This is a genomic window from Micromonospora zingiberis (assembly GCF_004331455.1).
GTDB lineage: Bacteria > Actinomycetota > Actinomycetes > Mycobacteriales > Micromonosporaceae > Micromonospora > Micromonospora zingiberis.
In genome coordinates, this window is record NZ_SJJR01000007.1 from 233,925 (window position 1) to 258,538 (window position 24,614).

A 24,614-nucleotide genomic window follows, 5' to 3' on the forward strand; every position below is an offset into this window, starting at 1 on the left:
TACTGACGAACCATGGCGGGCCGTAAGCAGTTCGACGTGGACGAGGCGCTACGACGCGCGATGCTCGTCTTCTGGCGCTGGGGCTATTCGGAGGCATCGATCGATCGCCTGACCGAGGGCACGGGCCTGGGCCGGGGCTCGCTCTACGGCACCTTCGGCGACAAGAGCGCCCTCTTCCGGAAAAGCCTCCTCCGGTACGCGGAGACCTACCACCCGCTGTACGAGCGGGCACTGTCCGGCCCCCACCCGAGCCCGGAGGCCGTGATGGCCGCCTACCTGCGGGTCGCCCTGAACCGGATCGCCGACCCGGCGGTCCCGGACGGCTGCCTGCTCACGATGTCGGCCGCGCAACTCCAGGCCCTCGACGCGGAGGGCCAGGCGATGGTCCGCGCCATGATCGACAGTTTGCGGGCGATGCTGGAGCAGGCGTTGCGCGCGGCGGGTGCCGGTGAACAGGACGCGGCGGAGCTGGCGTTGTGCACGCTGGCGACGAACAAATCCCTGGCGGTGCTGAGTCGCTCCGGCTTCTCCGGCGAAGACCTGGCAACCGTCGCCGCGGCCACTGCCCGCGTCGCCCGGAGGCCACCTCCGCTGCTCCGGTGACCCAGCTTGCGGCGTCGGAGGCTAGGAAGTGTCTTGTGGATCATGCGAAGGTGGTCGGTGAAACGATCACCGGACGGTGATCAGCGGCATCCTGTTCCGGGAATACCCAGAGCCGCTGACCGGGCCGGTAAGGGCACCGCGGGCCCGGTCAGCCCGATCCCGGTGATGGGTGATCGTTGGTGAAGAAGTCGGCCAGGGCATGGGCGACGCGGTCCGGGTGTCCGTCGTTGTCGGCGGCCAGGTGCCCCAAGCGGCGCAGTTCCACCCGGCGGGCGTGCGGGATGGCAGCATGCAGGGCGTCCAGCGCGTCCTTGAAATAGCCGGCGCTCTTGCTGCCACCGAGCAGTTGAACCTCGGCCTGTACGGCGATGGACGCCGAGATCAGTCCGGCGGCGTCCACCACAAGCCTGGCATCCTTGCCCATGGTGGGAATGAGATCGTTCAAGGTGACGTCGCCGTCGGCCCGCTGGGCCTGGGCTCGCAACGCCACGCTCATGAGCGGGACAATGACGGCGCGGGGCAGGGCTTCGATCAGCCGCGAGTCCTTGGTGCCCTTGGCAATGGTCACCAACGCAGCCGCCAGCCGCGCCTGGGCCATCTCCTGCTCGTAGCGGGGCAGCCACGCCACCGGAGAGAAGGCGAGGCCGTGGACCGGCAGCGGCGGCTCATACACCGCGATTCTGTACCCCTTCGGGCAGGTCAGCGCCCAGTGCAGGATCGGGATGGCACCGGCACTGAGCCCGAAGACGTTGCGCGCCCCGGTCCGTTCCATCAGCGCCTGCACGTCCTCGGCGGCGCGTTGCAGGGTGAAGTCGGGCCCGTACGGGCCGCTCATCCCGCGGCCCCGCCGATCGGGAAGGTAGACGGTGAAATTGCCGCTGAGTGCCGCGCCCAATCGCATGAAGTTGTGGCAGGTCATCAGCGAACCGTGCATCAGCACCACCGCCGGTCCGGTCCCGAACCGGCGGTAGCCGATGACGGTGCCGTCCCTGGAGGTCACCGAGCCCGTCTCATAGGAGACTGCGGTAGCGTCCATCGACTCTCACCCCTGACCCAGGCGGGTGCGCACCGCGGCACGATCAACGCTCAGCGCGTCCAGCAGCACGGCCGCCGGGTCCGGGCGGGTACTGGCCAGCAGGCCGAGCAGGACGTGGTGAACGCCGATCCGGTCCCGACCGGCTTGTTTGCGCAGCCCCGTGAAGACCGCCTTGGCTAACGGAGTCAGCGGGAGACGATCATCGTCCCGGCCCGGAAAGACCGGCCCGGCAAAGGCCGCCTGGACACCCACCGACGCCAGGGCGTCTCGATCCAGCCGCTCCAGCGCCTCGCGCGCCTCATTCAGGCTTACCCCCAACGCCTGACCGGTGATCGAACCGGGATCGATCAGCAGCGCCAAGAGCACATGCTCGGTGCTGACCTTGCGGTCGCCCCTGCGCACAGCCTCGGCATTGGCGTTCAGGTACACGTGGCCCATGCCGGCCTGCGGGTTGAACCGCACCATTGTCGCCTCACTTCCCGTACTTGACGTGGACGGACTGGCGGGTGACCCCCAAGGCGTCCCCGATCTGCTGCCAGGACCAGCCCGCCCGGCGGGCCGCGGCGACCTGGTTGGCCTCCACCCGCTCGGCCAGCCGACGCAGCGCCAGCACCGCCCACAACCCCGTCGCCGGGTCGTCGGACGCCAACGCGGATTCCAAACGATCCACACTCATGTCGTCAGCTTGAACTGACAACCGATGAGTTGTCAAATCAGACTGACGGCCGATTTGCGCTGGCTAGTGTTTGTGGATCAGGTGTTGCCGGTGAGATCGCGGACCAGATCTTGATGGTGGTGTCGATGGTGAAGACACTTCCTAGCTCGGTCCCGGTATGCCAACGGGGTGCTGGGGGAAGGGCCACTCCTCGAACAAGCTGCAGCGCCCGTCCTCGGTGAAACGCATGATCCACAGGTCGCGGTACTCCTGGTCGACCGGATCGCCGTACCGGACCTCCACCCGCACCACCGCTGTGTCGCCTTCGACCGCGACGATCTCACTGGCCATCTGGAACACCTCGCTCGGGCCGTCCCGCTCCTCTTCCCACACCCGGGCTATGGCTGGCAGACCGATGACCGGATTGCGGTAAGGCCCCTGCAGATAGCTTGCCTCTGCGGTGAAGATCGTCGCTAACATCTCCGTGCCCGGCGTCCGCCACGCATGCTCGTAGGCCGCGAGCCAGCCGGTCACCTGCTTCCTATCCATGATTCCCAGCCTGCCATTCGACCGGGAGCGCGACCCCGGCGTCCGGTCATGCCGCCGATCGGGCGTTGGTGCCGGAGCGGCCTGGTCGTTCGGCGGGACGTTGGTATCTTGCCGCGATGCGACCCGATGACCTTCGGCAGTCCGCGACCGAGTACGCACGTGGTGAGGTGGCCCGCGGGCTCCTCACGTGCGCGATGATCGTGTCCGGCACGGCGGAGTACCTGCACGGTGAGGGCGACCCCGCCGACCGGTACGCGCTGGCCTGGGAGATCGTGCCGCGCGAGCTCACCGCGCACCTCGATGCCCAGGCGGAGTGGCCTGCGCGGACCGACAGCGACCGACTCACGGACGCGTTCCGCGCGCTCGACATCACGGGGATCGTGGCCCGGGAAGATTTCGCCTGCTGCCAGTCATGCGGGAGCAGCGAGATCGGCGACGAGGTCACCAAAGGGGCACCAGCTCGCGGATACGTCTTCTATCACGGACAGGACGCCGAACGGGCCGCTCAGGGCGGGACCCTGTGGCTGGCGTACGGCTCGTTCGACGAGCAGATCGACGCCGCGCAGGTCGGCGAGGAGGTCGTGGCCGCGCTACGCGGCGAGGGCCTGGAGGTGGACTGGACCGGCGACGCCGCCCAGCGTATTCACGTCCGACTGCACTGGGCTAAACGCCGGTACGGCCGGATGGCCGCCTTCCCGGTGGGCGCTGAGCCCGGCCGTACCGTGCACGTGCAGTTCGTTCCTGGCCGGCAGATGATTATTCCGCCGATGTCAGTGTCCGCGCTCGCCGCGCTCGAGCTGCCCTGGCTGCCCGACGATACGAGCGTGCGGGTCGACGATGGCGAACGGACCGTGACGATCTGGCGGGAGAGGCATCGCCTGATCAGCGACGACGGCCGGCAGGTGGGTCGCTTCGAGGGATTGCGGCTTCTCGGCGGGCAAGACGAGGGTGAGGTGCCTGGTGAGGCGGGGCTGATCGAGGTCACCTACCAGTGCATGCCGAGCGGCCCGCAGCAGGTCGCCGGACGGCCGATGTGCCTGCCCGAGATACTCGCCGTCGTGCGGCGGCTGCCTACCCGGACGGACTCGTGGCTGGCCGCCGTGCACGATGCCGGCATCGTGCAGATGCGTTTAGAGAACGGGAAGTTGTGGCTGGAGTCGCCGTTCGTGGCCGAGTCCGCCTCGGTCGGCAAGTACGCCAGCCTCGACGAGACCGAGCGAACCCTCACGATCCTGGCCACCGAGAACCGCAACGCCATCCGCGAACTGGACGGGGTGACCACCCAGCCCTGGTGATGACCGGTGCCACTAGGTTCTGTCTCGCGGATCTTGGTACGGAACGGCTCCCATGAGGGCCGTTTCGTACCAAGATCCGCGGCCAGGATCGGTGGTGTCGACTAGGAGGCCGACCAGCGATGTTGGACCGCGCGGACGAGTAACGCAGTCAGGTCGAACGCGGCTGCAATCTCACGGGCACTGGCGCGATCAGGCGGCCAGGTACGACATGCCCGGTACCCACTTCCACGCCTTGCTCGACTCGTCGAACTTCAATCGGCCTGCCCGCCCTCCCCGACCAACAAGATCCGCGAGACAGAACCTAACCGCCTCAGGCACAGGCGCGGCAGCAGTGAGTAACCGATGGTTTACGGTGTTGAAGCACGGTCCAGTGCCGCCTCGATGATCCGGATCGCCTCGGTGGGATCGATGCCGACGCTGGTGATGACCGCCGCGTAGTCGCGGGCGGCGCGGCGGGCCCGCTCGAGGGCCTGCTCGCCGGCGGCCGAGACGAACGAGCCGGCCCGCCCACGGGTTTCGATCAGCCCGGCCTCCTCCAGTTCCCGGTACGCACGACCGACGGTGTTCACGGCCAGGCCGAGGTCGGCCGCGAGTCGGCGGATCGTCGGCAGTCTCGTGCCGACGGCGAGTGAGCGGTCCTGGATCTGCCTCGCGAGCTGGGCCCGGAGTTGCTCGTACGGTGGCGTCGGCGAGGCCGCGTCGATGACGATCATCGGGTGGCCAGGGCTCGCCGTGCGGCTGACCCGGCAGCGGTGGCCCGGGTCTGGATCAGGCTGAGCGCGAGGACGCCCGCCACCACGAGCACTAGCGAGACCGCGTTCCACCAGCCGAGCGATTCCCCGTACAGGAAGATGGCCGGCAGCGACCACACCAGGCTGGGTGTGACGAGGGCGCGGGCGTCCTCGACCCGCATGATGACATCGGCGGTGAGCGACGCCTCGTCCTCCGCCACGGCCGGGCTCGCCAGCACCTGGCGCAGCTGCATGATGGTGCCGACGCCGGTGCCGGCGAGGCCGATCAGCACGACGACCGCCCCGTACCGCAAGCCGGAGTCCGAAACCGGCAGCACGCTCACCGCCAGCAGCACCGCGCTGATGAAGGCGGCGACCGTGAAGGCGGCGTACGGCCGGCCCAGCACCGCTGGCCAGCCGAGCTTGACCGGGTGGGCGACCCGTCGGGACAGTTGCACGCCGGCCTGCTGGTCGACGCGCCGCACCCGCCAGCCGAGCAGCCACTGCGCCGCCAGCAACCCGACCACCAACGCCGTCAGCGCCAGCAGTGGCAGCCAGGAGGACGGGGCGTAGGTGAGTCGCAACGCGTGCGTGAGTGCCGCGCCGAGCAGGAACGCGGCCAACAGGAGGCTGTCGGCAAGCCTCGCACGCCGCCGCACCGCCAGCCGCGCCGCGAGCAGTGGGGTCGGCTCGACATCGGCCAGGCCGTGCCGGTCCAGCCACCGCCTGGCCTCCGTGTGATCTGCCTGTCGCATGCCATCCACCTCTGTATGTCGCAAAGTCTGTATCAACAAGATGAGTCATAGCATGAGACAAAGTCAACCCTGGGTCGAGCGCGGTCGCGCCCGGCGCCACCCGGACGGCAACCAACGGGCCGGTCTTCGAGACACCGGGCCTCACCGAGCTGATCACCGAAATGACGGCGCCTAATCGGCTGGGCGGGCCCGGCGACGTCGCCGACGTGGTCGCTTTCCTAGCCCCCGACGCCGCGCGCTGGGTCACCGGCCAGGTAATCGACGCCAGTCGTGGCCTGTTCCTCGGCCCGCGCGCCTGCCCACCCGGGCGCAAGGACGTACGGTCGGGGCCTGGGTGTTCGATCGCGCCGGTGCGTCTGGTCGTTCTAGGAACCAGACAGCGGTACCCACCGATCACCGAGGGCTTCGTTCAGCGCCAATAGCAGAAGGCTGACCAGGATCCCCGCGAGGATCCCGAGTACGAGACCGAAGACCCCACGGTCCCGCCGCTCCCGATCGCCGGGCATGGCGGCCGGTACCGCTGGACGCGTCCACGGCCGGTCCCGAGACAACCAGAGGAGCAGCCCGAGGCCGTACGGTGCGGCGCAGACCAGCCAGAACCAGAACCATCGAGTGCCGAGGACCGGAGCCGGACCGGCAACAACCACGCCGAGGAAGACGGCAGCGAGGACCAGGCCGATCCCCATGACGGTGACGGCAACCCCCAGGGAATGGACCTCGCCAGCTCGGTGCTCCAGGCCGCCGGCCCGCAGATCCTGTGCAATGCCGATGGCGCCGGGCCCGGAGTAGCTCGCCGGGTCGACAGCGCTCGTGGTGGTGACCTGGTCGAAGTAACCGGTGTCGGTCCAGTACACCCGACCATCGGGAGTTCGCCACGCGAACAGCGGACCGAGTGTGCCGGACGCCCGCAGGTCGGACGCACCGAACCACGGCAGCGGGCTGCCGCCGGTGGCCCAACTGTCGCCCCACTGATACGCCGTCACGTGGCCAGCAGTAACGTCCGCCCGGGCCTGCTCGTAGCTGTGCTTCCGGGGTGCCGTCCACCAGTTGACGGCTGCCGCAAGCAGCCACAACAGGACCAGAGCGAGCCGCAACACGCCCCACCACCGCCGCGTCCGCCCAGCCGGCCCAGCGGGCACACGCATTCCACTTTCCACGATCACAGGATTCCAGTACGTGTCTAGTCGCGACCGTCGATGACAGCGCTTGCCGCCCCGCCGAGCATTCCGCCGTTCGATCATGCGCCGTCGTCGACCAGTCCGGCCTCGTAGGCCAGGATCGCTGCCTGGACGCGGTTGTTCAGGCCCAGCCTCAGCAGGATGGCGCTAACGTGCGCCTTTACGGTTCCTTCGGCAAGGGACAACGATCGGGCGATCTGGTGGTTGGACATGCCCCGGCCGACGAACGCCAGCACCTCCCGCTCGCGGTTGGTCAACTGTTCCAGCCGGGTTTGGGCCGTCCTCGATCGGACCAGGCTGTCGCCCAAACTTCGTGATCACCCGCTGCGCGATCCTCGGGGACAGGAATGCGGCTCCATCGGCGACCGACCGTACGCCGAGAATGAGCTCGCGCGGATCGGCGGCCTTGAGCAAGAAACCATTCGCGCCGACGGCGAGCGCCTGGGCCACGTACCGGTTCCGGGTGCTCACCGACCCGGCCGGGCACCCTTCTGCCTAGTCCCAAGCCAACACTGACAGCGCCGACGCGGCCTCCAGCGGCGAGCCCATCGCGGCAGCCGGTCGTCGTAGCTGCGAGCCGTCAGGCGGCATCCGTCCGAAAGCTACGCGCTGCTCGCGGCAGATACGGATTCCTGCGGACAGCCGCCAAGGGTCTGACCATCATCGATGATCCTGGTGCCCAGCTCCTGGCTACGAGGGTTTGGTGTAGGTGATCAGCTCCAGCAGGGAACCGTCCGGATCCCGGAAGTAGACGCTCACGCCACGCCCACCCCCACCGCTGCGAATAACCGGCCCTGCCTCTATTTCGATGCGGTGGCGTTGAAGATGAGCGATCGCGTCCTCGGTGGTGCCGGGCCAAACGAAGCACAGGTCGCTGCCGCCTGGCGTGACGGGCGGCCGTGCCACCAGCGTTCCGACATCCAGGCCCGGTCCGTGGACGTTGAGCTGTTGGTCGCCGAACCGGTAGGCCACGTGACCGTCGGGATGGTCGACCACGTCGGCACCCAGGACGTCCCGATAGAAGGTCGTGGACCGTTCCCAGTTGCTGACCGCGATCACGCAGTGGTCGAGCCTGATCTTCGCGTTAGCCATGCCCGGACCTTACGGTGCGCGTGGGTGAACGGACGCCAGCATCCGCAACGTGGCATGCGTGGATGTCGACTGGCGACCAGGCCGAGCCCAGCACCTTCCGGCCATGGGTGCACTTCTACCTGAGGCCGTGCTCTGCTGGATCAAAGCTGCACGTGAACGGCTGCGCCGTCGGTCACGGCACGCCGTCGGCTGACCTAGTAATTAGGGGCGTCGGGCTACGGTCCGGACGTCGGCTCGGATCGGCGAAGGTGAAGGCGGGCACTGGTTCCTTGGGGTGAAATGCCGGTCAGCTCGAATCCTGCTGCGGTGAGGTGGCGGGTGGCAGTGGCGACGCCATCTATCGGTGGCGTTCTATCTACAGTGACCACGATTTCGTCGACATGTTCGAGGTCGTGAACCATTCCGTGGTGGGCTCCCACTGCCAGGATGCTCCGTGAGCCGGTCTCGTAGCAGGTGGAGAGCCACTGCCGTGGGTCGTCTGTGGGGGCAGCGGGCAGTGTGAAGTGTTGGGGCGCGTGGCCGCCTGGAACTCCCTCCTCGATCGTGTCGGCGTGGAGCACGAGGTCGGCTGTGGCGCGCAAGTCTGCTGCCAGTTCCTCGTCGACCTCGCGATGGTCGGGGCCGAGGGTGTAGGCCCAGGTCAGGTAGGGGAGACGGCGGTGGGTGGCAGTGAGCCAGGGGCGTAGGACGGCGCGTGTTTCGTTGGGGTGACGGCGTGTACGCCACCTACGTGGGCCGCACCGCAGGTGGGCGCGTCGCCAGCTTCGTCACCGATTTCCGCGTCGTGCCGCTCGAATAGCCGCTGTGGCGCGACGCACGATCGTGCCGCCGTCAGCTTTCGCTGGTCTGTGCCATCGCGATGCCCGCCCTGGCGCGGGCCATCTCGTCAGTGTCACCGGTCGCCTGGGCGATTGTCAGTGCCTCTGCGTAGTGGTGGCGCGCCTGCGCCGGACTACCCATCGACAGCAACGCGCTGCCGAGCACGTTCAGCGCACTGGCCTGCCCGTACTGGTGGCCGCTGGCCTGAAAGATGGCCAGCGCCGTGCGGGACTGGCGGACCGCGGTGTCGAACGCGCCGAGGTGTGTGTTGACCGTCCCCAGGTTGGACAGCGCCGTCGCTTCGCCGTCGCGGTGCCCGGCACGCCGGAACAGGGCCAGCGCCTCGTTGAGCGCCGTGGACGCCAGTTGGTATCGCCCGAGCCTGGTGAGGACTTCGCCGAGGTTGGCCAGTGCGCTCGCTTCGCCGACCCGCTCGTCGAGGTCGCGGAAGGTGTCCCGGGCCCTGTCCAGCGCGTCGGCCGCCAGGTCGAGTCGGTCGCCCGCGCTCAACGCGTTGGCGAGATTGACCAGCGCGGACGCCTCCCCGGTGCGGTCGCCGAGGCGCCGGTACACCGCGACCGCCTGGCGGTGACGCCGGGTCGCGGCGCCATGGTCACCGATGCGTTCCAGGACGATACCGAGGCGGGTCAGGGTCCGGGCCGCGCCACGGTCGTTGCCGGCCGTGCGATGCATCGCCAGGGCGCGCCGGTGCTGCTCGACAGCGGGCCCGTACTGCCCGAGCAGCCGGTGAATGTCGCCGATGTTGGACAGCAACGTCGCCTCCGCGACGCGGTCGCCGGCGGCGCGGGCCGCGGACAGACCGTGCCGCTGCACGGCGAGCGCGCCGTCGTGGGGCCCGCCGGTGAGATAGTCCTGCAAGGCGAGGGCGAGTCCGATGGCCTGAGCGGTGAAGCCGTGGTGCACCGCCGCCGAGCCCAGTCCGTCCAGCGCCGGTCGCACCGAGTCCAGCCAGGTGCGGGCCGCGTGAATGTTCGTCGCGATGTCCGCCATGGTGCACGTAGCGGTGCCGTCCGGGTGGCCGACGGTGGGGCAGGGGTCGGCCGGCTGCCCGACGTGCGACGGGTACAGCAGCCGAGTCGCGGCTCGTGCGTGGGCGAGGTAGCAGTCGAGCAGGCGTCCGATGGTGGCGCGCCGGTCGTCGTCGGTGTCGATCCGATGGACCAGCTCGGTCGCGTAGGCGCGGAGCAGGTCGTGCTGGGTCAGCCGGCCGTCGCCGGTGGCCTGCACCAGATGCGCCTGGGACAGCACGCCGGCCAGCCGGTGACCGTTCGCCGGTTTCGTCTCGGTCAGCACCGCCAACAGATGGCCGTCGAAGACGGCGGCGGGCAGCAGGCCCAGCCGCCGGAACGCGGTCGCCGCCACGGCCGGAAGCCGCTGGTACGACCACGAGATGACCTCGCGGACGGCGGCTCGGGGATCGTCGCCCAGATCGAGAAGATCCAGCCGTCGCTGCCGGTCGGCGAGCTCCGCCACGAGGTCCGCGAGCGGCCGTCCGGGCCGGGCGACGACGAGTTCGGCGGCGACGCGTAAGGCGAGAGGCAGCCGGGCGCACTGTTCGACGAGCGTTGCGGCCGAAGCTGGTGCGGCAGCAACCCGGTCGCCGATCAGTCGGCGTAGTAGCCCGACCGCGTCAGCCACCGGGAGCGGGTTGATCTCGACGCGGCGGGCGCCGTGCAGGGCGGCGAGTCCGCCGAGGTGGGCACGACTGGTGATCACGACCGTGCAACTGGCGGTGCCTGGTAGCAGCGGGCGGATCTGCTCGACCGAGCCGGCGTTGTCGAGCAGGATCAGCAGGCGCCGGTCGGCCACCGCTGAGCGGAACCGGGCCATCCGGTGCTGCGGGTCGGTCGGGATCTCGCCGTCGGGAACTCCCAGCATGCTGAGCAGCAAGGCGAGCGCGTCGCCCGCCGACACCGACCGGTCGGCGTCGAACCCACGCAGGTCGACGAAGAGTTGCCCGTCGGGGAACCGGCTCCGCACCCGGTGCGCCCAGCACACAGCCAGTGCGGTCTTGCCGACGCCTGGGGTGCCACAGAGCAGGATGAGCGGACCGGCGGTGTCGAGCTGGCGAAGTTCGTCGGCCCGCCCCGCGAAGTCCGTGACCTCCGCCGGCAGCTGTCGCGGCACTGGGGCGCGCCGCGTCCCGGGTGGGCCCGTGGCACCGGCTGCCGGAGTTCGGCTGGGTCCGGCTCCGCCGACCTGCTCGTACGCCGAGCGCAGTGTCACTCCCGGCGGTACGCCCAGTTCGTCGGCGAGCCGGTCCCGCATTGCCCGGTACGTTTCAGCGGCGCGGGCACGCTGACCCGTTGCGGCAAGGGCCCGCACCAGCAACGCGTGGACCGACTCGTCGAGCGGATGGTCGTCGGCGTCCTCCGCCAGAGTCGTGAGAACCTCCCGGGCACGGCCGAGGTTGATGAGCAGTTCGGCGTGTATGGCGAGCAGCCGCCGCCGTTCGTCGGTGAGTCTGGTGACCGCCGGCAGCCGCGTCAGAAGCGGGACGTCGGACAGCACCCGCCGCCCGTGCCACTGCGCCAGCGCGGCTCCCGACAGCTCGACCGCACGCGACGGATTCGCCGTGGCCCGGATGGCCGCGGCGGCCAGGTCGCGGAAACGGACGACATCGACACTGCCACCGGCCAGGTGCAGCCGGTACCCGTCACCGGTGCTCGGCAGAACGACGCTCGCGGCCCGGGCCGGACGACCTGGCTCCAACGTCCGGCGCAGGTGCTTGACGTGTGTCTGAAGGACATTGACGGCGCTGGCGGGCGGATCGTCGCCCCACATCGCGTCGATCAGATCATGCCGGCGGACCGGTTTGTCGGGAGTCAGCGCCAGCAGGCCCAACACTGCCCGCCGGGCCTGCGAACCCAGGTCGACCTCGTCTCCGTCCCGCCAGACCCGTAATCGTCCGAGGATCTGCACGACCAGCACCGGGTCCACCCCTTTCGACTACTGGACAGTGTCCAGCGTCGATCCAATCGCGGTCCAGTGCCCAGCGATAGCCTCCCGCCGATCGATTCCTGCCATTCACCAAATGGAGGGACCATGGCAATGCCCGTACTCCGGCGGATCATCGCGGTGTCTGTCACCGCGGTCGTCGTCGCCTCCCTGGCCTGGGCGGCTCCGGCGATGGCCGGTCCGTCCGTCACGGCCGCACCCAGCGCGCCGGCCGCTCCCGCCGTCTCGACGGTCACCACCGGGAGCAGCATTCTCACCGCTCCCACCGACTGCGCCAACCTGCCGGCCCGAGCTGCCACCCTGGCCCGTACCAGCGGCCCGGGAACGGCCACCTGCGTACGCGAAAATGGTCGTGCCGCACCGACCCGGTCGACGTCGGAGCGCGCCGGGGTGATGAGCACCCCGTGCGGTTCCAATAGCTGGATCGCCACCCGGACCACCATCTGCGGCGAGGAATCATTCCAGCTCGTGGTGTTCACCGTCCCGCAGGGCGTGATCGTCGGCACCATCGACTACGGCGTCCGGGTCGAGGTCATGCTCAGCGGACGCAGCGACCGGTGGGACACCTACGTCCGCTTCACCGGCTACCGCGGCGCGGGCGCCATCGCCGGCACCACTCTCAACGCCGTACCACTCTGCGGCCAGATGTGTTCCTACCTTTCGAGCCCGGGGATCACCACACTGTTCGGACCTGGCTCAGTGGTGCCGGGCGCCGCGTCCTTCTCATCGCAGTACGGCGGGCCGTACGTGTCCTGGCAGTCGTCGGCCTCCTGGCAGTTCACGTTCAGCAACCCGGCCTGGACACCACCCATCAGCAACTCCTTGTCGATCACACCGCCCGCACACCGCTGCGACGACGCGCTACCGGGGCGGCCGGTCGGCTGTACCGTCGCGTTCGTCGAGCCGACCCACACGATCAGTTCCCTGGCCCACCCCACCTACGCCCGCCACATCGGCCTGGCACTCAACTTCGGCCTGCCGAGCCGGCTGACCCGCACCACCGACGGCACCCGCAACGAGTCGAACCGCAGGATCGCCTGCACCGATCCACAGGGCCGGCCACGGCCGGCCGGATTCTCCTGCGACGAGTATCCGTTCGCGTCCACATATGAGGGAGCAGCGTCTCACGCCTACGGCCGGACGTTCTTCATCCTCGGCGGCATCAACGGGGGCGGACAGGGTTTCAGCTGCCAGGTGCCGTGGCTGCAACCCCGACGACAGGGCGACAGCGGCGGGTACAGCGCATGCATGATTCCCGACTGGGAGAACACGGACGCCGGCAGCCTGCTCGGGCTCTTCTACTACGACAACCGCGTCATCGACCGCGACATGTTCCGAATCCGACTGGTCTGACCCGAGCCTCCCGCAGCGCAGTGGCTCGCGCCCCGGCCAATCTGCTGCCAATGTGCCAGCGAACCCGACGGCATCCGGATGACGCCGTAGCCCGAGATTATCTGCACCTGGGGTTGACCCGGTCCGTCGGACCGGGTCAACCCCAGAAGTACTTGTCCAGAAAGGCCCACGGCGCCTCGGCGACGCCGACGGGTGATCTCACGCCGAGGTTCAGGGCGTCGGCGCGGAGGCGGCGCGCTGCGCGGTGAGCAACGGCTGGTAGTACCCGGTGGAGTCCGGGGCATGCCTCGGCTGCGGTGCGTGCGACGGCAAGTGGGCTTGACGATCAAGTCTGACGGCTCGCCCTGAGTCGATACGGGAGCACGGCCCGGATGCCGGTCACTGTCGTCGACGGTCTTCGGAGTTTTGCTGGCGCAGCTGGTCGGCGTACTCGGCGGAGGGGCCGAGTCCGACACTGCGGCGGCGTTCGTCGAGGTGTTGTGGGTCTTCGATCGGTTGGGGTTGGAGCGGGCCGGTGCCGTCGGGCCCGTACCAGAACTGGGTGCCGTAGCGCTGCGGTCTGCCTTCGGCGCGGCGGACCCGGTCGGTGAGGTATGCCAAGTGGGACCGTTTGGCTTCGCCGTCGTCTACCGCCTGTGCGAGCAGGGTCAGGCAGCGGCGTTGGAAATCAGGGTCGTGGTCGGCGTGTTGCGCGAGCAACCAGGCGGCGGCTGCGGCATCTGCTCCGACGTGGCTGCGTCGCGGCCAACCGTGTTGTTCGATGACCTGCGTGAGCCACGCGGTGTTGTCGGTGTCCACCTCGCGTACCCGGGCCCACAGGTCGTCCGAGGTCGCCCGGCGGGCGACCTCGGACCGTGCCCTCTGGTCGCGGTCCATCCGCTCGTTCAGCTCGGTAGCGAGTTCGCTGTGGGTGATCCTGCTGTGGTCCGATTCGTACCCCACTCGGCCTCCCACGGCGATGCGCGACCAACTCAACCTATTGGGCCGTCGTACTTCTGCGGGCGTGAATGTCTACAGCAGTTTGTCGAGGGTGATGGGGAGATTGCGGACCCGGATGCCGGTGGCGTTGTATATGGCGTTGCCGACTGCGGCGGCCGAGCCGACGGTGCCGAGTTCTCCGACACCGCGGGCGCCGAGGTTGTTGATGACGGGGTCGGGTCTGTCGAGCCAGTGGACATCGAGGTCGGGAATGTCGGCGTTGACGGGGACCATGTAGTCGGCCATGTTGCTGGCGGCCAGCCGCCCGGTGTCGAGTTCGAGGGGGTTGTCCTCCAGCAACGCGTGACCGATGCCGAAGATGACGCCTCCGACGATTTGGCTGCGGGTGGCCTGGGCGTTCACGACCCGGCCGATGTCCACGACTGTGGTGAAGCGGGTCACCCGGGGCTCCCCGGTGTACCGGTTGACCCTGACCTCGCAGAAGTGCGCGCCGAAACTGTGGTACCGGTACTGGGTGGCCTCCGGGCCGGGCTGAGCCGTCACGGTGGCCTCGACGTTGCGGCGGCCGACCGTGGTGAGCAGGCGGCCGAAGGACATCGAGCGTCCCTTCCCGTGTAGCTTGCCCTTCTCGTAGGTCAGGTCCTCGCGGTTCGCACCGTGCCAGGGCGACCGCGGGCTCGTGATCGCGACCGTGACGAGTTCGGCGATCGCGGCATTGGCGGCGGATTCGACCGCCGGCACGGTAGTGGACGTGCCGGCCGACGCCACCGATGGTGCGCCCGGCGGCAGGGCGGTGTCACCGAGTTCGGGTGTCACCCGGCGCAGCGGGATGCCCAGCTCATGAGCCCCGGTGATCGCCAGCATGGTCAACGCCCCGGTGCCCGTGTCAGCGGTCGCGGAGGAGACCACGGCGGTGTCGTCGTCGAACAGTTGGACCCGCGCCTGGATTGGTTCCGGCCTGCGGCTGCCCGGATAGATGGCGGTGGCCATCCCCATCCCGACCAGCCAATGCCCGTCGACCCGGCTGCGGGGCTCGGCTCGGCGGGCCGACCAGCCGAAGCGTCGTGCGCCGACGCGGTAGCACTCGTCGAGATGCTTACTCGACCACCGCAGACCCGTTCCGGGTACAGCAGTGGCGTAGTTGCGCAGCCGTAGCTCGACCGGGTCGATACCCGTGGCGATGGCGAGTTCGTCCATCGCGGTCTCCAGCGCGAAGGATCCGGGAGCCTCGGTGGGTGCGCGCATGGCGCAGGTCGGTGGTACGTCGAGCATGACGTGCCGCTGATCGATGGACAGGTTGGGGGTTTTGTACAGCACTGCCGAGGTGTCCACGGCCGGCTGCATGTGTCGGTAGCCGACGAACGGCATCGACGCGTCGGTCACATGACTGACCGCGTTGAGGACCCCGTCACGGGAGGCGCCCAGCTTGATGGTCTGGTCGATCGCACTGCGGTGGCCGACCACGGTGAACACCTGCTCCCGGGCCAGGACCAGCCTGACCGGGCGGTTCAGCTGGCGGGCCGCGGCTGCGGCCAGGGCGGCGTCGTACCACGGCATCACCCGGCTGCCGAAACCGCCGCCGACGTACGGGCTGATCAGCCGCACCGCCGTCGGCGGCACGCCGAGCCGGCCGGCTGCCGCCATGGCGCCGAGGTGGGGCAACTGCGCGCCGCTGTACAGCGTCAGTTGGGTGCGGTCGCTGTTCCACTCCGCGAGGACGGCATGGGGTTCCATCGCGACGGCGTGCTGCATCGGCTGATGGAAGGTCGCCTCCACGACGACGTCGCTCGCGGCCAGCGCCGCCTCGATCGAGTCGACGCCCGGGGCGAGGACCGTGGCGCTCGGCGGGGGTTGGCCGGGCGGCCCGGCGGCCGGTACGCGGGGCTCGTCGGCGAGCGACGTACGCGGCTGCTGCTCATCGTAGGTCGTGGTGATCAGCCCTGCCGCGTCACGCGCCTGCCGGGAGCTCTCGGCGACGACCATGGCGATGATCTGCCCCCGGAAACGGACCTGGGTGTCCTCCAGGGGTGCGTAGTTCTCACCGATGCCGGGCATCGGCCGCAGCCCGAGTTTGTTGAACGGGCTGTACACGCCGATGACACCGGGCGCGTTCTGCGCGGCGGCGGTGTCCATCGCGGAAATCGAGCCTCGCGCGATGGTGCTGGTGACCAGGTAGGCGTGCGCCATCTTCGATGTCGGGTCCGAGGCCGGGTAGTCGGCCGAGTACCGGGCGGCGCCGGTGACTTTCGCCCGGCCGTCAACGCGGTCGATGTCGCGGCCGAGTGGGGAGACGGTCATCGTGACTCCTAGCTGCGGGAAGAGGACCGAGGCCGGGTGATGCCAGCGCTGTGATCGAGGTGTTCCGCCGTCCAGTCCGGCGGGAAGGCAGCCGACGACGGGACGGTGCGACGGTGGATGGGTACCCCACTGCGCAGCGGCACCCCGGTGCCGCCGAGCCGGTGAGCGACGATCTCCGCTGCGATCGACAGCGCCGTCTCCTGGGGGGTGCGGGCGCCGATGTCGAGTCCGATCGGCGAGTGCAGCCGGCCGAGTTCCCGATCCGTCAGGCCGGCCTCGCGTAGCCGCACCAGGCGCTGCTCGTGGGTGCGCCGTGAACCCATCGCCCCCACATAGCCGACCGGACGCCGCAAGGCGGCGGTGAGCAGCGGCACGTCGACCTTCGGGTCGTGGGTGAGTACGCAGATGACCGTGCTGCCGTCGAGACGCTGCGCCTCCAGATAGCGGTGGGGCCAGTCGACGACGACCTCGTCGGCGTACGGGAATCTGTCTGGCGTGGCGAACGTGGCCCGCGCATCGCAGACGGTCACCCGGTAGTCGAGGAAGGTGCCCAGGCGGGCCAACGCCGCGGCATGGTCGATGGCCCCGAAGATGAGCATCCGTGGTGCTGGGGTGTTGCACTCGACCAGCAGGGTCATCGGCTCCTGGCAGTAGCCGTCGGCCACCCCGACTTCCACGGTGCCGCTCGTCCCGGCGTGCAGGACCCCGGTCGCGTGGGCGACGGCCACCTGATCGAGCCGTTCGTCGCCGAGGGTTCCCTCCCAGGGCTGCCCGGGTCGTACGACGATCATTCGTCCGAGGTGGGTGTCCGGGCCGCGCACGACCGTGGCCACGGCGACCGGCTCGTCCTGCACGGCGTCGGTACACGCCGATTCGAGGCCGGGTTCGGCGCACGGGTCGTGGTGGCGAAGGAAGAGCTCGATCGTCCCGCCGCAGGTGAGGCCGACGCCGAGGGCGTCATCGTCGGTGTAGCCGAACCGAAGGGTCTTCGAGCCGCGGTCCCCGAGCAGCATCTCCTGGCACGCCTGGTAGACAGCGGAGTCGACGCAGCCACCGGAGACGTTGCCCAGCACCGCACCGTTCGCGTCGACGACCAGCGACGCGCCGGGCTGGCGCGGTGCGCTGCCCTGCACCCGGGTGACGGTGGCGGCCACGAACGGTGTCCGGTCACGGATCCGTTCGAGAAGCTCGGCGGCGAGTTCAAGCATGAGCGCCGCCGCTGCGAACGGGGGAGGTCACGGCCTCGTACTGGTCGTTCATCGGCTCTGCGCCAGAACGGTGAAGGCCCGGACCAACGTACGACGCAGCAGTGCACTCTTGAACGCGTTGTGTGCCAGCGGCCGGGCGCCGTCCGCGGCGGTGCGGACCGCCGCCTCGAACGTGTCGGCGGTGGCCAACTGCCCGGCCAGCGCTCGTTCGACCACCGGCAGCCGCCATGGTGTGGTGCCGACCCCACCGACGGCGATCCGGGCCTGGTTGATGGTTCGGCCGCGCCATTCGACGGCGACAGCCGCCGAGGCGAGGGCGAACTCGTACGACTGCCGGTCGCGGATCTTCAGGTAGACCGAATGCGGTGCCCACATCGAGCGAGGGACGGTGATGCCGGTGACGAGCTCGCCCGGCCGCAGCACGTTCTCGACGTGGGGAGTGCTGCCGGGCAGGGCGTAGAACGTGTCGAGTGGCACCGTACGAGTGCCCTGCGCGGTGGCCAGGTGCACGTCGGTGCCGAGTGCCACCAACGCGACGGCCAGATCGCTGGGATGGGTCGCCACGCAGGCATCGCTCGTGCCGAGGATCGCATGTGTGCGGTTGAACCCGGTCATCGCCGGGCAGCCGCTTCCGGGCTCCCGCTTGTTGCAGCCGGTGGTGACGTCACGGAAGTAGCCGCACCGGGTGCGCTGCAACAGATTCCCGCCGATGCTCGCCATGTTGCGCAGCTGAGCGGACGCGCTCAGCTCCAGCGCCTGAGCGATCATCGGATAGTCGCGGCGCACGTTACGGTCGGCGGCGACATCGCTCATCCGTTCGAGCGCACCGATGTGCAGCCCGTCGCGGTCGAGCTTGATGCCGCGCAGCGGAAGCCGGTTGATGTCCACGACCCGGGTCGGCGCCATCACGTCGAGTTTCATCAGGTCGACCAGGGTCGTGCCGCCGGCGAGGAAGGCAGCGCCCGCGTCGGCGTGCGCAAGGGCCTCGCGGACGGAGCGCGGCTGCGTGAACGTGTAGGCCCGCATCAGCGCATCACCTTCTGCGCGTCGCGGATCGCCTCGACGATGAACGGATAACAGCTGCACCGACAGATGTTGCCCGACATGCGTTCGCGGATCTCGTCGTCGGAGTTCGCGTGGCCCTCGTGGACCATTCCGACCGCCGACATGATCTGCCCCGGCGTGCAGAAGCCGCACTGCAGGCCGTCGCGCTCGATGAACGCCTGCTGCATCGGGTGCAGCCGATCGCCCCGGGCCAGACCCTCGATCGTGGTGATCTCACGCTCGTTGACCGTGGCCGCCAGCGTCAGGCAGGACAGCACCCGCCGACCATCGACGTGCACGGTGCAGGCCCCGCACTGGCCACGGTCGCAGCCCTTCTTCGTCCCGGTGAGCTCCAGCCCTTCACGCAGCGTGTCCAGCAGGGTGACCCGCGGATCCACCTGCACGGATACCGGCTTACCGTTGACTTTGACCTTGACGGTCACGAGATCGGCGCTCGCCGGGTCGGCCACCGGCGTGGCCTCCGCCCCCGTGGCCAGCAGCGGCACCGCCACCGCGACGGCGGCACCGCCACCCAGTACGCCTCGCCGGGACACTCCCGGCGGGCCGTGGCCAGCGTCATCGTTTGGATTCATCGATCCTCCCCGGATGGGCGTCGGACGGGGCACACCGGAGACCGTGTGACGGGCAACCGGTCAGGTGCTCCTCCACCCTGACCATCGGAGTCGATGACTGCCAGGACCTGCCGATCCCAGGCTAGGACGGCGGTCACGGCAGTCACGCCCGGGTTTGGGCAGGCCCGGTCATCGTTCGTCGATGTCGTACCCGGCGCCCACGTCGCCGCATTCGATTGCGGTGACGTCGGCGGCATGCCGGCGTAGATATGCCCGGGCCCCCTGGTCGCCACGTACGGTCGTGATGATCTCAGCCCAATGGTCACGACCCAGCACCACCGGATGGCCCGGCTCGCCGTTGTAGCAGGCGCGGGTCAGGCAGCCGGCGTGTGCCTGTGCCAGCAGTCGTGCCACCGCCGTCGCGGAAACTCCGGGCATGTCCACCAGATGCACGCACACGGCCGAGACCTCCGGTTGGCGGGTGGCCGTGATGATTCCGAGCCGTAACGACGAGGCCATGCCCTCGACCCAGCCCGGATTGTCGACCACCTGAACACCTGTCAGGTCGACGACCGCCCGGGTCTGGCGGGCACCGGCACCGAGGACCGCGATGATCGGGTCGCAGCCGCCGTCCCTGAGCACGCGTAGTGCCCGCCCGAGAAACACGGGCGCCTTGGGGCCGCCGTAGCGGCGCCCCGCACCGCCGGCCAGGACCAGGCCAGCGACGCGGCCCGCAGCAACATCGTGAGAGGTCACCCCGACCCTCCGAATGGTCGTCACATTGGAAACGCGGTGTCGGTGAGCTGTTCGGAGACCCTCCAGACCCGCGCGGCCTCATCGGCGCTGCGCAGCGGCGGATACATCCGCTGCTCGGCCGGCGGACCCCCCAGGTTCCCCGGGCCGCTGGGCCCGTACAGGACGCCGGGCTTGGCGCCCGGATCGGTCGCCGCCATGAGCGCGGGCAGCTTCGCGGTCTCGACCGTACCGGCCAGGATGCCACGCGCCGACATGGCCCGGATCAGACGGTACTGAGGGATGTCCTGACCACGGCCGATCTCCGGCCGGGCAGCCAACAGGCTGGTGGGAGCTACCCCCGGGTGGGAGATGTTACTGCTGATGCCCCAACCCTGCGCCCTGCTCCGCCGCTCCAATTCCAATCCGAACAACCCGAACGCGATCTTCGACTGACTGTAGGCGCGCATGCCGTGGTATGAACGCTCCCAGTTCAGGTCGTCCCAGTTGATGCGGCCGCGGCGCGCGGCGATGCTGATTTGCGAGGTCACCCGGGCGCGGCCGGCGCGCAGCAGCGGGAGGAGCCGGGCGACCAGCGCGAAGTGGCCGAGGTGGTTGGTGCCGAACTGCAGCTCGAAACCGTCGGCCGTGGACTGCCGGTTCGGGGGTCGCATCACACCCGCGTTGTTGATCAAGATGTGGATCGGTGCACCCTCCTCGCTCAGGGTGTCGCTCAGGGCCGCGACCGACGCCAGCGAGGACAGGTCGAGGCTGCGCAGCGAGACCTTCGCACCCGGGGCGGCCCGCCGGATCGTGCTGATCGCGGCCTCGCCCTTGCGCGGATTGCGGACGGGCAGGATCACCTCGGCGCCGGCGGCGGCCAGTCGCGCGGCCATCCCCAGGCCCATGCCGTCGCTCGCGCCGGTGATCACGGCGCGCTTCCCGGACAGGTCGGGGACGGTGATGTCGATCGGTGTACGTGGCATTGGGTGCTGCTCCCTCACGTGGTTGCCCGGATCCTCCGGTGTATGCCGTCGATCGTCGGCGCAATGCGCTGCGGTAACCACGGCCTGTCGATCACAGGCTCGCCAGGTCACCCCTGCGACTTCACATGGGGGGATCGGCGGACCGTGGCTACCACTTTCGGCAAGCGGTAGAAATGGGGCAGTACTCGAAGGGGGAGCATCGTGATCGATCGCAGCGGGTTGGCGAAGTTCCTCCGCAGCCGGCGTGAGGCACTGCAACCGGAAGACGTCGGGCTGCCGCGTGGGCAGCGGCGCAGGACGAACGGGCTACGGCGCGAGGAAGTCGCCTCGTTGTGCCATATGTCGGCCGACTACTACTCCCGGCTTGAGCGGGAACGTGGCCCTCAGCCGTCGCACCGAATGCTCGCCTCGATCGCCCAGGGCCTGCACATGTCGATCGACGAGCGGGACCACCTGTTCCGCCTCGCCGGCCACAACCCGCCCCCGAGGGGCACCTCCAACGACCACATCAGTCCGGGCCTGCTGCGGGTGCTCGACCGCCTGGACGACACCCCCGCCGAGATCGTCACCGAGCTAGGGGAGACCCTGCGGCAGTCCCCGATGGGCGTCGCGCTCAACGGCGACACCACGCGGTACACCGGGCCGGCCCGCAGCGCGGGCTACCGGTGGTTCACCGACCCCGCCGCCCGGCAGCGCTACGCGCCCAAGGAACATGCGTTCCTGACCCGGATGTACGCAGCCGGCCTGCGTGAACTGGTCACCCTCCGGGGCGCTGACTCCCGGGCAGCGCACCTGGCCGAGCTGCTGCTGGACCGCAGCGAGGAGTTCCGGCGGGTGTGGGACGACCACGAGATCGGCATACGTCCGCACGAGGTCAAGCACTTCGTCCACCCCGAGGTCGGTGAGTTGGAGCTGAACTGCCAGCGTCTGGTAGACCCGGGCCAGGCCCACTCACTGATGGTCTTCACCGCCACTCCCGGCAGTGAGAGCTACGAGAAACTCCAGATGTTGTCCGTCATCGGCGCGCAGACGCTTCCCTGAGATTGACCTCACCCGACCGCCATCGAGGCGTCGTGCTGGTGTCGCCGCCGTCGGTACTTCAGGAGGTGGCCGCACGGGCGTGAGCCTCGTAGCTACGCAGTTGTCGCCGACGCGATGGCACCGCCGGCCGCGACACGGTTGTCCCATGAAACGTCGTACGGTGCTGAAGGTCTTCGGGTGGGGAATCGGGGGCACGGTCGTCCTCGGCGGCGGTGGCTTCGGCGCCTATTACCTGAGCGCGAAGCGGGACACTGTTGGAAAGATCGCCTTCGACACGGCATTGCCGATTCCCGCCCTGGCCCAGTCGCAGAGCGGTGTATCGGGGGCCCGCGTCTTCACGCTCGGCATCCAGCCGGGAGAAACCCGGTTCAAGGACGGCAGGCCCACCCGCACCTGGGGTGTGAACGGCACATACCTGGGCCCGACGATCCGGGTCCGGCGCGGCGAGCGGGTCGAGTTCGCGGTGCACAACGGCCTCGATGAGGAGACCTCGCTGCACTGGCACGGCATGCACCTGCCGGCGGTGATGGACGGCGGTCCGCACCAGACGGTCCCGCCCGGAGGGACCTGGAAACCGCGGTGGACAATCGACCAACCCGCCGCGACGCTCTGGTATCACCCGCACCTGCACGGATCGACCGCCGACCACACGTACCGGGGCCTGGCCGGACTGTTCATCGTCGACGACGAGCAGGTCGAGGCGTTGAACCTGCCGTCGGAGTACGGTGTCGACGACGTCCCGATGATCGTCCAGGACCGCGCGTTCGACGGAGAGCAGCAGTTCGCGCAGCGGGAACCGCTGGCGGGCTCACTGGGGGTGATCGGCGACGAGATCCTCGTCAACGGCACGATCGGGCCCTACTTCGACGTCACGACCCGGCTTGTGCGGCTGCGGCTGCTGAACGGTTCCAACGCGCGCCTGTACCACTTCGGGTTCTCCGACGAGCGACGCTTCTCGCTCATCGCCACGGACGGTGGTCTGCTCGCCGCGCCGTGGGAGACCGACCGGCTGTACCTCTCGCCGGGGGAACGCGCGGAGATCGTGGTGGCCTTCGAGCCGGGGGAGCAGGTCGAACTGCGCTCGTATCCGGCCGAGCACGGCGGTGTGCTGGGACGGCTCGACGGCTTCGACGACCGCTTCGACATCTGCCAGTTCCGAGCGGCGGGCTCGCTGTCCAGCGGGACCGCCGTTCCCGCCGTGCTCGGCGCTGCCCCGGACCTCGCTGGCGAGGCAGCCGCCCAGGAACGCACCTTCGTGCTCGCGTCGAACCAGATCAACGGCCGGTCGATGGCAATGGACCGCATCGACTTCGGTGTCCGCGAAGGCACCGTGGAGGTGTGGGAGGTGACCAACGACAACGGGTATCTGCACAACTTCCACGTCCACGACGTGCAGTTCCAGGTGCTGACCGTCGACGGCAGGGCGCCGGAACCACCTCTGCGCGGATGGAAGGACACCGTCCTGCTTGTCCAGGGCAAACGCTACCGTCTGGCGATGCGCTTCCGGGACCACACCGACCCGAACATGCCGTACATGTACCACTGCCACCTGCTCGCGCACGAAGACGACGGGATGATGGGTCAGTTCGTTGTCCTGGGCGAGGGCGAGCAGGTTGGCGTCCCACCAGCGAGGCACCACCACTCCTGAGGTCTCTGCGCATCCCGGCGGTCGGGGAAAGCGTTCAGGGCACGAGGATTACCTTGCCCGTGACCGTGCGAGATTCGGCGAGTGCCAGCGCCGACGCGGCGCCGGTCAGCGGGATCTCTGCGGCGATCTGTGGGTCGAGCACACCGTCGGCAAGCAACTGGAACACCTGGGTGAGGTCGTCGGCCAGGGTGCGCCGAAAGGTCTCCAGCCGGCGGTGGCCCGCCCAGAAGTTGTAGAAGTAGGCGTTTCTGTGGTTGGGCAGGGTGTGCCAGAGCTTCAGCTGCGCGAAGAGCTTCAGCACCGGCAGCCGCGAGTTGCCCTCCTCGTTCTTCGTCGCTGCCGTGCCATAGGAAACCAGCGTTCCGCCCTTGCGCAGCAACTGCCACGACCGCTCCACGCCGGGGCCGCCGACGTGGTCGAACACGGCGTCCACGCCGTCCGGCGCCAACTCCCTGATCCGGTCGTACATGCCGGGGTCGCGGTAGTCGACGGGGGTCGCGCCCAGCTCGCGTACCGCATCGTGGTGTCGTTCCGACGCCGTGCCGATCACCCTGACCCCGCAGTGTCGGGCCAACTGGACGAGCGTGGAACCGACGCCGCCGTTCGCGCCCAGCACGACGATGATGTCCCCGGGCCGGACTTTGGCCAGCCGGTGCAACATCTGCCAGGCGGTGATGCCGTTGACCACCACGGTCTCGGCGGCGGCGGCGGATACCCCGTCCGGCACCGGAACCAGGTCCGCCGCCTCGATCAACACATACGTGGCCCACCCGCCGATCTTGGTCACCGCGGCGAACCGGCGTCCGGTCAGGTCGGCGTCCACGCCGGGGCCGACGGCGGTGACGGTGCCGACCAGGTCGTACCCGGGTACGAAGGGGAACGGCGGCTGGTCGTAGTACTTGCCGCGGCGCATCTGTTGCTCAGCGAACGACACGCCGGTCGCCTCCATCCGAAGAACAACCTGCCCCGGTGCCGGCGCGGGCAGTTCCCGAATCCGCACCTCCAGACCGCTCGGTTCGACCACGCCCGGTAGGACTACCTCGGTCGCATTTATGGTGACGGCGTTGGTCATGACGACATTCCTCCGCAAGTTCTCGGTTA

Annotated in this window: 24 protein-coding genes and 1 pseudogene; 7 read left to right on the forward strand and 18 right to left on the reverse strand. The window is 69.2% G+C overall.

Annotation, left to right across the window (positions count from 1 at the left end):
* Positions 1-12 precede the first annotated feature (12 nt).
* A complete protein-coding gene (locus tag E0H26_RS13545; RefSeq protein ID WP_206025066.1) occupies positions 13-603 on the forward strand; it encodes a TetR/AcrR family transcriptional regulator in 591 nt (196 codons plus the stop codon).
* Between the two features lie 148 nt (positions 604-751).
* Here E0H26_RS13545 and E0H26_RS13550 read toward each other — a convergent pair whose 3' ends face one another.
* The 4 genes from E0H26_RS13550 to E0H26_RS13565 form a co-directional block, all read right to left on the reverse strand.
* Positions 752-1,546: an alpha/beta fold hydrolase gene (locus tag E0H26_RS13550; RefSeq protein WP_338106210.1), complete on the reverse strand. Its 795-nt coding sequence runs from the start codon at positions 1,544-1,546 to the stop codon at positions 752-754.
* A gap of 99 nt (positions 1,547-1,645) precedes the next feature.
* Positions 1,646-2,104 (reverse strand): Clp protease N-terminal domain-containing protein, encoded by a 459-nt coding sequence (locus E0H26_RS13555; protein ID WP_206025068.1) that lies wholly within the window; start codon positions 2,102-2,104, stop codon positions 1,646-1,648.
* A 7-nt stretch (positions 2,105-2,111) separates the two neighbouring features.
* Positions 2,112-2,315 (reverse strand): hypothetical protein, encoded by a 204-nt coding sequence (locus E0H26_RS13560; protein ID WP_131303948.1) that lies wholly within the window; start codon positions 2,313-2,315, stop codon positions 2,112-2,114.
* A gap of 141 nt (positions 2,316-2,456) precedes the next feature.
* On the reverse strand, positions 2,457-2,843 hold the full coding sequence (locus E0H26_RS13565; RefSeq protein ID WP_131303949.1) for a YybH family protein: 387 nt from the start codon (positions 2,841-2,843) through the stop codon (positions 2,457-2,459).
* Between the two features lie 116 nt (positions 2,844-2,959).
* Here E0H26_RS13565 and E0H26_RS13570 point away from each other — a divergent pair, with 116 nt between their 5' ends.
* Positions 2,960-4,138: a DUF6891 domain-containing protein gene (locus tag E0H26_RS13570; protein WP_131303950.1), complete on the forward strand. Its 1,179-nt coding sequence runs from the start codon at positions 2,960-2,962 to the stop codon at positions 4,136-4,138.
* A gap of 347 nt (positions 4,139-4,485) precedes the next feature.
* On the opposite strand, the gene E0H26_RS13575 is transcribed toward E0H26_RS13570, so the two are convergent.
* Together E0H26_RS13575 and E0H26_RS13580 are read right to left on the reverse strand one after the other, a co-directional pair.
* Positions 4,486-4,851 carry a GntR family transcriptional regulator gene (locus tag E0H26_RS13575; protein ID WP_131303951.1) on the reverse strand — a complete coding sequence of 122 codons (366 nt, stop codon included), beginning with the start codon at positions 4,849-4,851 and terminating at the stop codon, positions 4,486-4,488.
* Complete coding sequence (locus tag E0H26_RS13580; RefSeq protein ID WP_131303952.1) at positions 4,848-5,624, reverse strand: hypothetical protein; 777 nt, start codon at positions 5,622-5,624, stop codon at positions 4,848-4,850. The genes E0H26_RS13575 and E0H26_RS13580 overlap by 4 nt, the downstream gene beginning before the upstream one ends.
* 92 nt (positions 5,625-5,716) lie before the next feature.
* On the opposite strand from E0H26_RS13580, the pseudogene E0H26_RS30305 reads away from it, so the two are divergent.
* Positions 5,717-6,046 (forward strand): annotated as a pseudogene (locus tag E0H26_RS30305) (SDR family oxidoreductase); the annotation flags it as partial.
* Here E0H26_RS30305 and E0H26_RS13590 read toward each other — a convergent pair.
* From E0H26_RS13590 to E0H26_RS13600, 3 genes are all read right to left on the reverse strand, one after another.
* A complete protein-coding gene (locus E0H26_RS13590; protein WP_131303953.1) occupies positions 5,990-6,769 on the reverse strand; it encodes a hypothetical protein in 780 nt (259 codons plus the stop codon). The pseudogene E0H26_RS30305 and the gene E0H26_RS13590 sit on opposite strands and share 57 nt — an antisense overlap.
* Before the next feature lie 92 nt (positions 6,770-6,861).
* Positions 6,862-7,059, reverse strand: coding sequence for a response regulator transcription factor (locus E0H26_RS29915; RefSeq protein ID WP_240742145.1), 198 nt, complete (start codon positions 7,057-7,059; stop codon positions 6,862-6,864).
* A 433-nt stretch (positions 7,060-7,492) separates the two neighbouring features.
* Complete coding sequence (locus tag E0H26_RS13600) at positions 7,493-7,894, reverse strand: VOC family protein (protein WP_131303954.1); 402 nt, start codon at positions 7,892-7,894, stop codon at positions 7,493-7,495.
* A 694-nt stretch (positions 7,895-8,588) separates the two neighbouring features.
* On the opposite strand from E0H26_RS13600, the gene E0H26_RS30595 reads away from it, so the two are divergent.
* On the forward strand, positions 8,589-8,693 hold the full coding sequence (locus tag E0H26_RS30595) for a DUF4241 domain-containing protein (RefSeq protein WP_420812838.1): 105 nt from the start codon (positions 8,589-8,591) through the stop codon (positions 8,691-8,693).
* Positions 8,694-8,725: 32 nt separating this feature from the next.
* On the opposite strand, the gene E0H26_RS13610 is transcribed toward E0H26_RS30595, so the two are convergent.
* Positions 8,726-11,665, reverse strand: coding sequence for an AfsR/SARP family transcriptional regulator (locus E0H26_RS13610; protein ID WP_165521852.1), 2,940 nt, complete (start codon positions 11,663-11,665; stop codon positions 8,726-8,728).
* 114 nt (positions 11,666-11,779) lie between these two features.
* Here E0H26_RS13610 and E0H26_RS13615 point away from each other — a divergent pair, with 114 nt between their 5' ends.
* Complete coding sequence (locus E0H26_RS13615; RefSeq protein ID WP_131303956.1) at positions 11,780-13,045, forward strand: NucA/NucB deoxyribonuclease domain-containing protein; 1,266 nt, start codon at positions 11,780-11,782, stop codon at positions 13,043-13,045.
* Positions 13,046-13,423: 378 nt separating this feature from the next.
* On the opposite strand, the gene E0H26_RS13620 is transcribed toward E0H26_RS13615, so the two are convergent.
* From E0H26_RS13620 to E0H26_RS13650, 7 genes are all read right to left on the reverse strand, one after another.
* On the reverse strand, positions 13,424-13,987 hold the full coding sequence (locus E0H26_RS13620; protein ID WP_206025070.1) for a DUF6624 domain-containing protein: 564 nt from the start codon (positions 13,985-13,987) through the stop codon (positions 13,424-13,426).
* Between the two features lie 69 nt (positions 13,988-14,056).
* On the reverse strand, positions 14,057-16,282 hold the full coding sequence (locus tag E0H26_RS13625) for a xanthine dehydrogenase family protein molybdopterin-binding subunit (protein WP_131303957.1): 2,226 nt from the start codon (positions 16,280-16,282) through the stop codon (positions 14,057-14,059).
* An 8-nt stretch (positions 16,283-16,290) separates the two neighbouring features.
* On the reverse strand, positions 16,291-17,490 hold the full coding sequence (locus E0H26_RS13630; protein ID WP_131303958.1) for an XdhC family protein: 1,200 nt from the start codon (positions 17,488-17,490) through the stop codon (positions 16,291-16,293).
* A gap of 48 nt (positions 17,491-17,538) precedes the next feature.
* Positions 17,539-18,516 (reverse strand): FAD binding domain-containing protein, encoded by a 978-nt coding sequence (locus E0H26_RS13635; protein WP_131303959.1) that lies wholly within the window; start codon positions 18,514-18,516, stop codon positions 17,539-17,541.
* Positions 18,516-18,977 carry a (2Fe-2S)-binding protein gene (locus E0H26_RS13640; protein ID WP_240742155.1) on the reverse strand — a complete coding sequence of 154 codons (462 nt, stop codon included), beginning with the start codon at positions 18,975-18,977 and terminating at the stop codon, positions 18,516-18,518. The genes E0H26_RS13635 and E0H26_RS13640 overlap by 1 nt, the downstream gene beginning before the upstream one ends.
* 318 nt (positions 18,978-19,295) lie before the next feature.
* Positions 19,296-19,862: a nucleotidyltransferase family protein gene (locus E0H26_RS13645; protein ID WP_131303961.1), complete on the reverse strand. Its 567-nt coding sequence runs from the start codon at positions 19,860-19,862 to the stop codon at positions 19,296-19,298.
* A gap of 20 nt (positions 19,863-19,882) precedes the next feature.
* Positions 19,883-20,842: an SDR family oxidoreductase gene (locus tag E0H26_RS13650; protein ID WP_240742147.1), complete on the reverse strand. Its 960-nt coding sequence runs from the start codon at positions 20,840-20,842 to the stop codon at positions 19,883-19,885.
* A gap of 183 nt (positions 20,843-21,025) precedes the next feature.
* Between E0H26_RS13650 and E0H26_RS13655 the strand changes: the two genes are divergently transcribed.
* Both E0H26_RS13655 and E0H26_RS13660 read left to right on the forward strand, forming a co-directional pair.
* Positions 21,026-21,865 carry a helix-turn-helix transcriptional regulator gene (locus E0H26_RS13655; RefSeq protein WP_131303962.1) on the forward strand — a complete coding sequence of 280 codons (840 nt, stop codon included), beginning with the start codon at positions 21,026-21,028 and terminating at the stop codon, positions 21,863-21,865.
* Positions 21,866-22,010: 145 nt separating this feature from the next.
* The gene (locus E0H26_RS13660) at positions 22,011-23,513 is read left to right on the forward strand and encodes a multicopper oxidase family protein (protein WP_131303963.1); all 1,503 of its coding nucleotides are present in this window, start codon (positions 22,011-22,013) and stop codon (positions 23,511-23,513) included.
* A gap of 34 nt (positions 23,514-23,547) precedes the next feature.
* On the opposite strand, the gene E0H26_RS13665 is transcribed toward E0H26_RS13660, so the two are convergent.
* A complete protein-coding gene (locus E0H26_RS13665) occupies positions 23,548-24,585 on the reverse strand; it encodes a medium chain dehydrogenase/reductase family protein (RefSeq protein ID WP_131303964.1) in 1,038 nt (345 codons plus the stop codon).
* Positions 24,586-24,614: the final 29 nt, after the last annotated feature.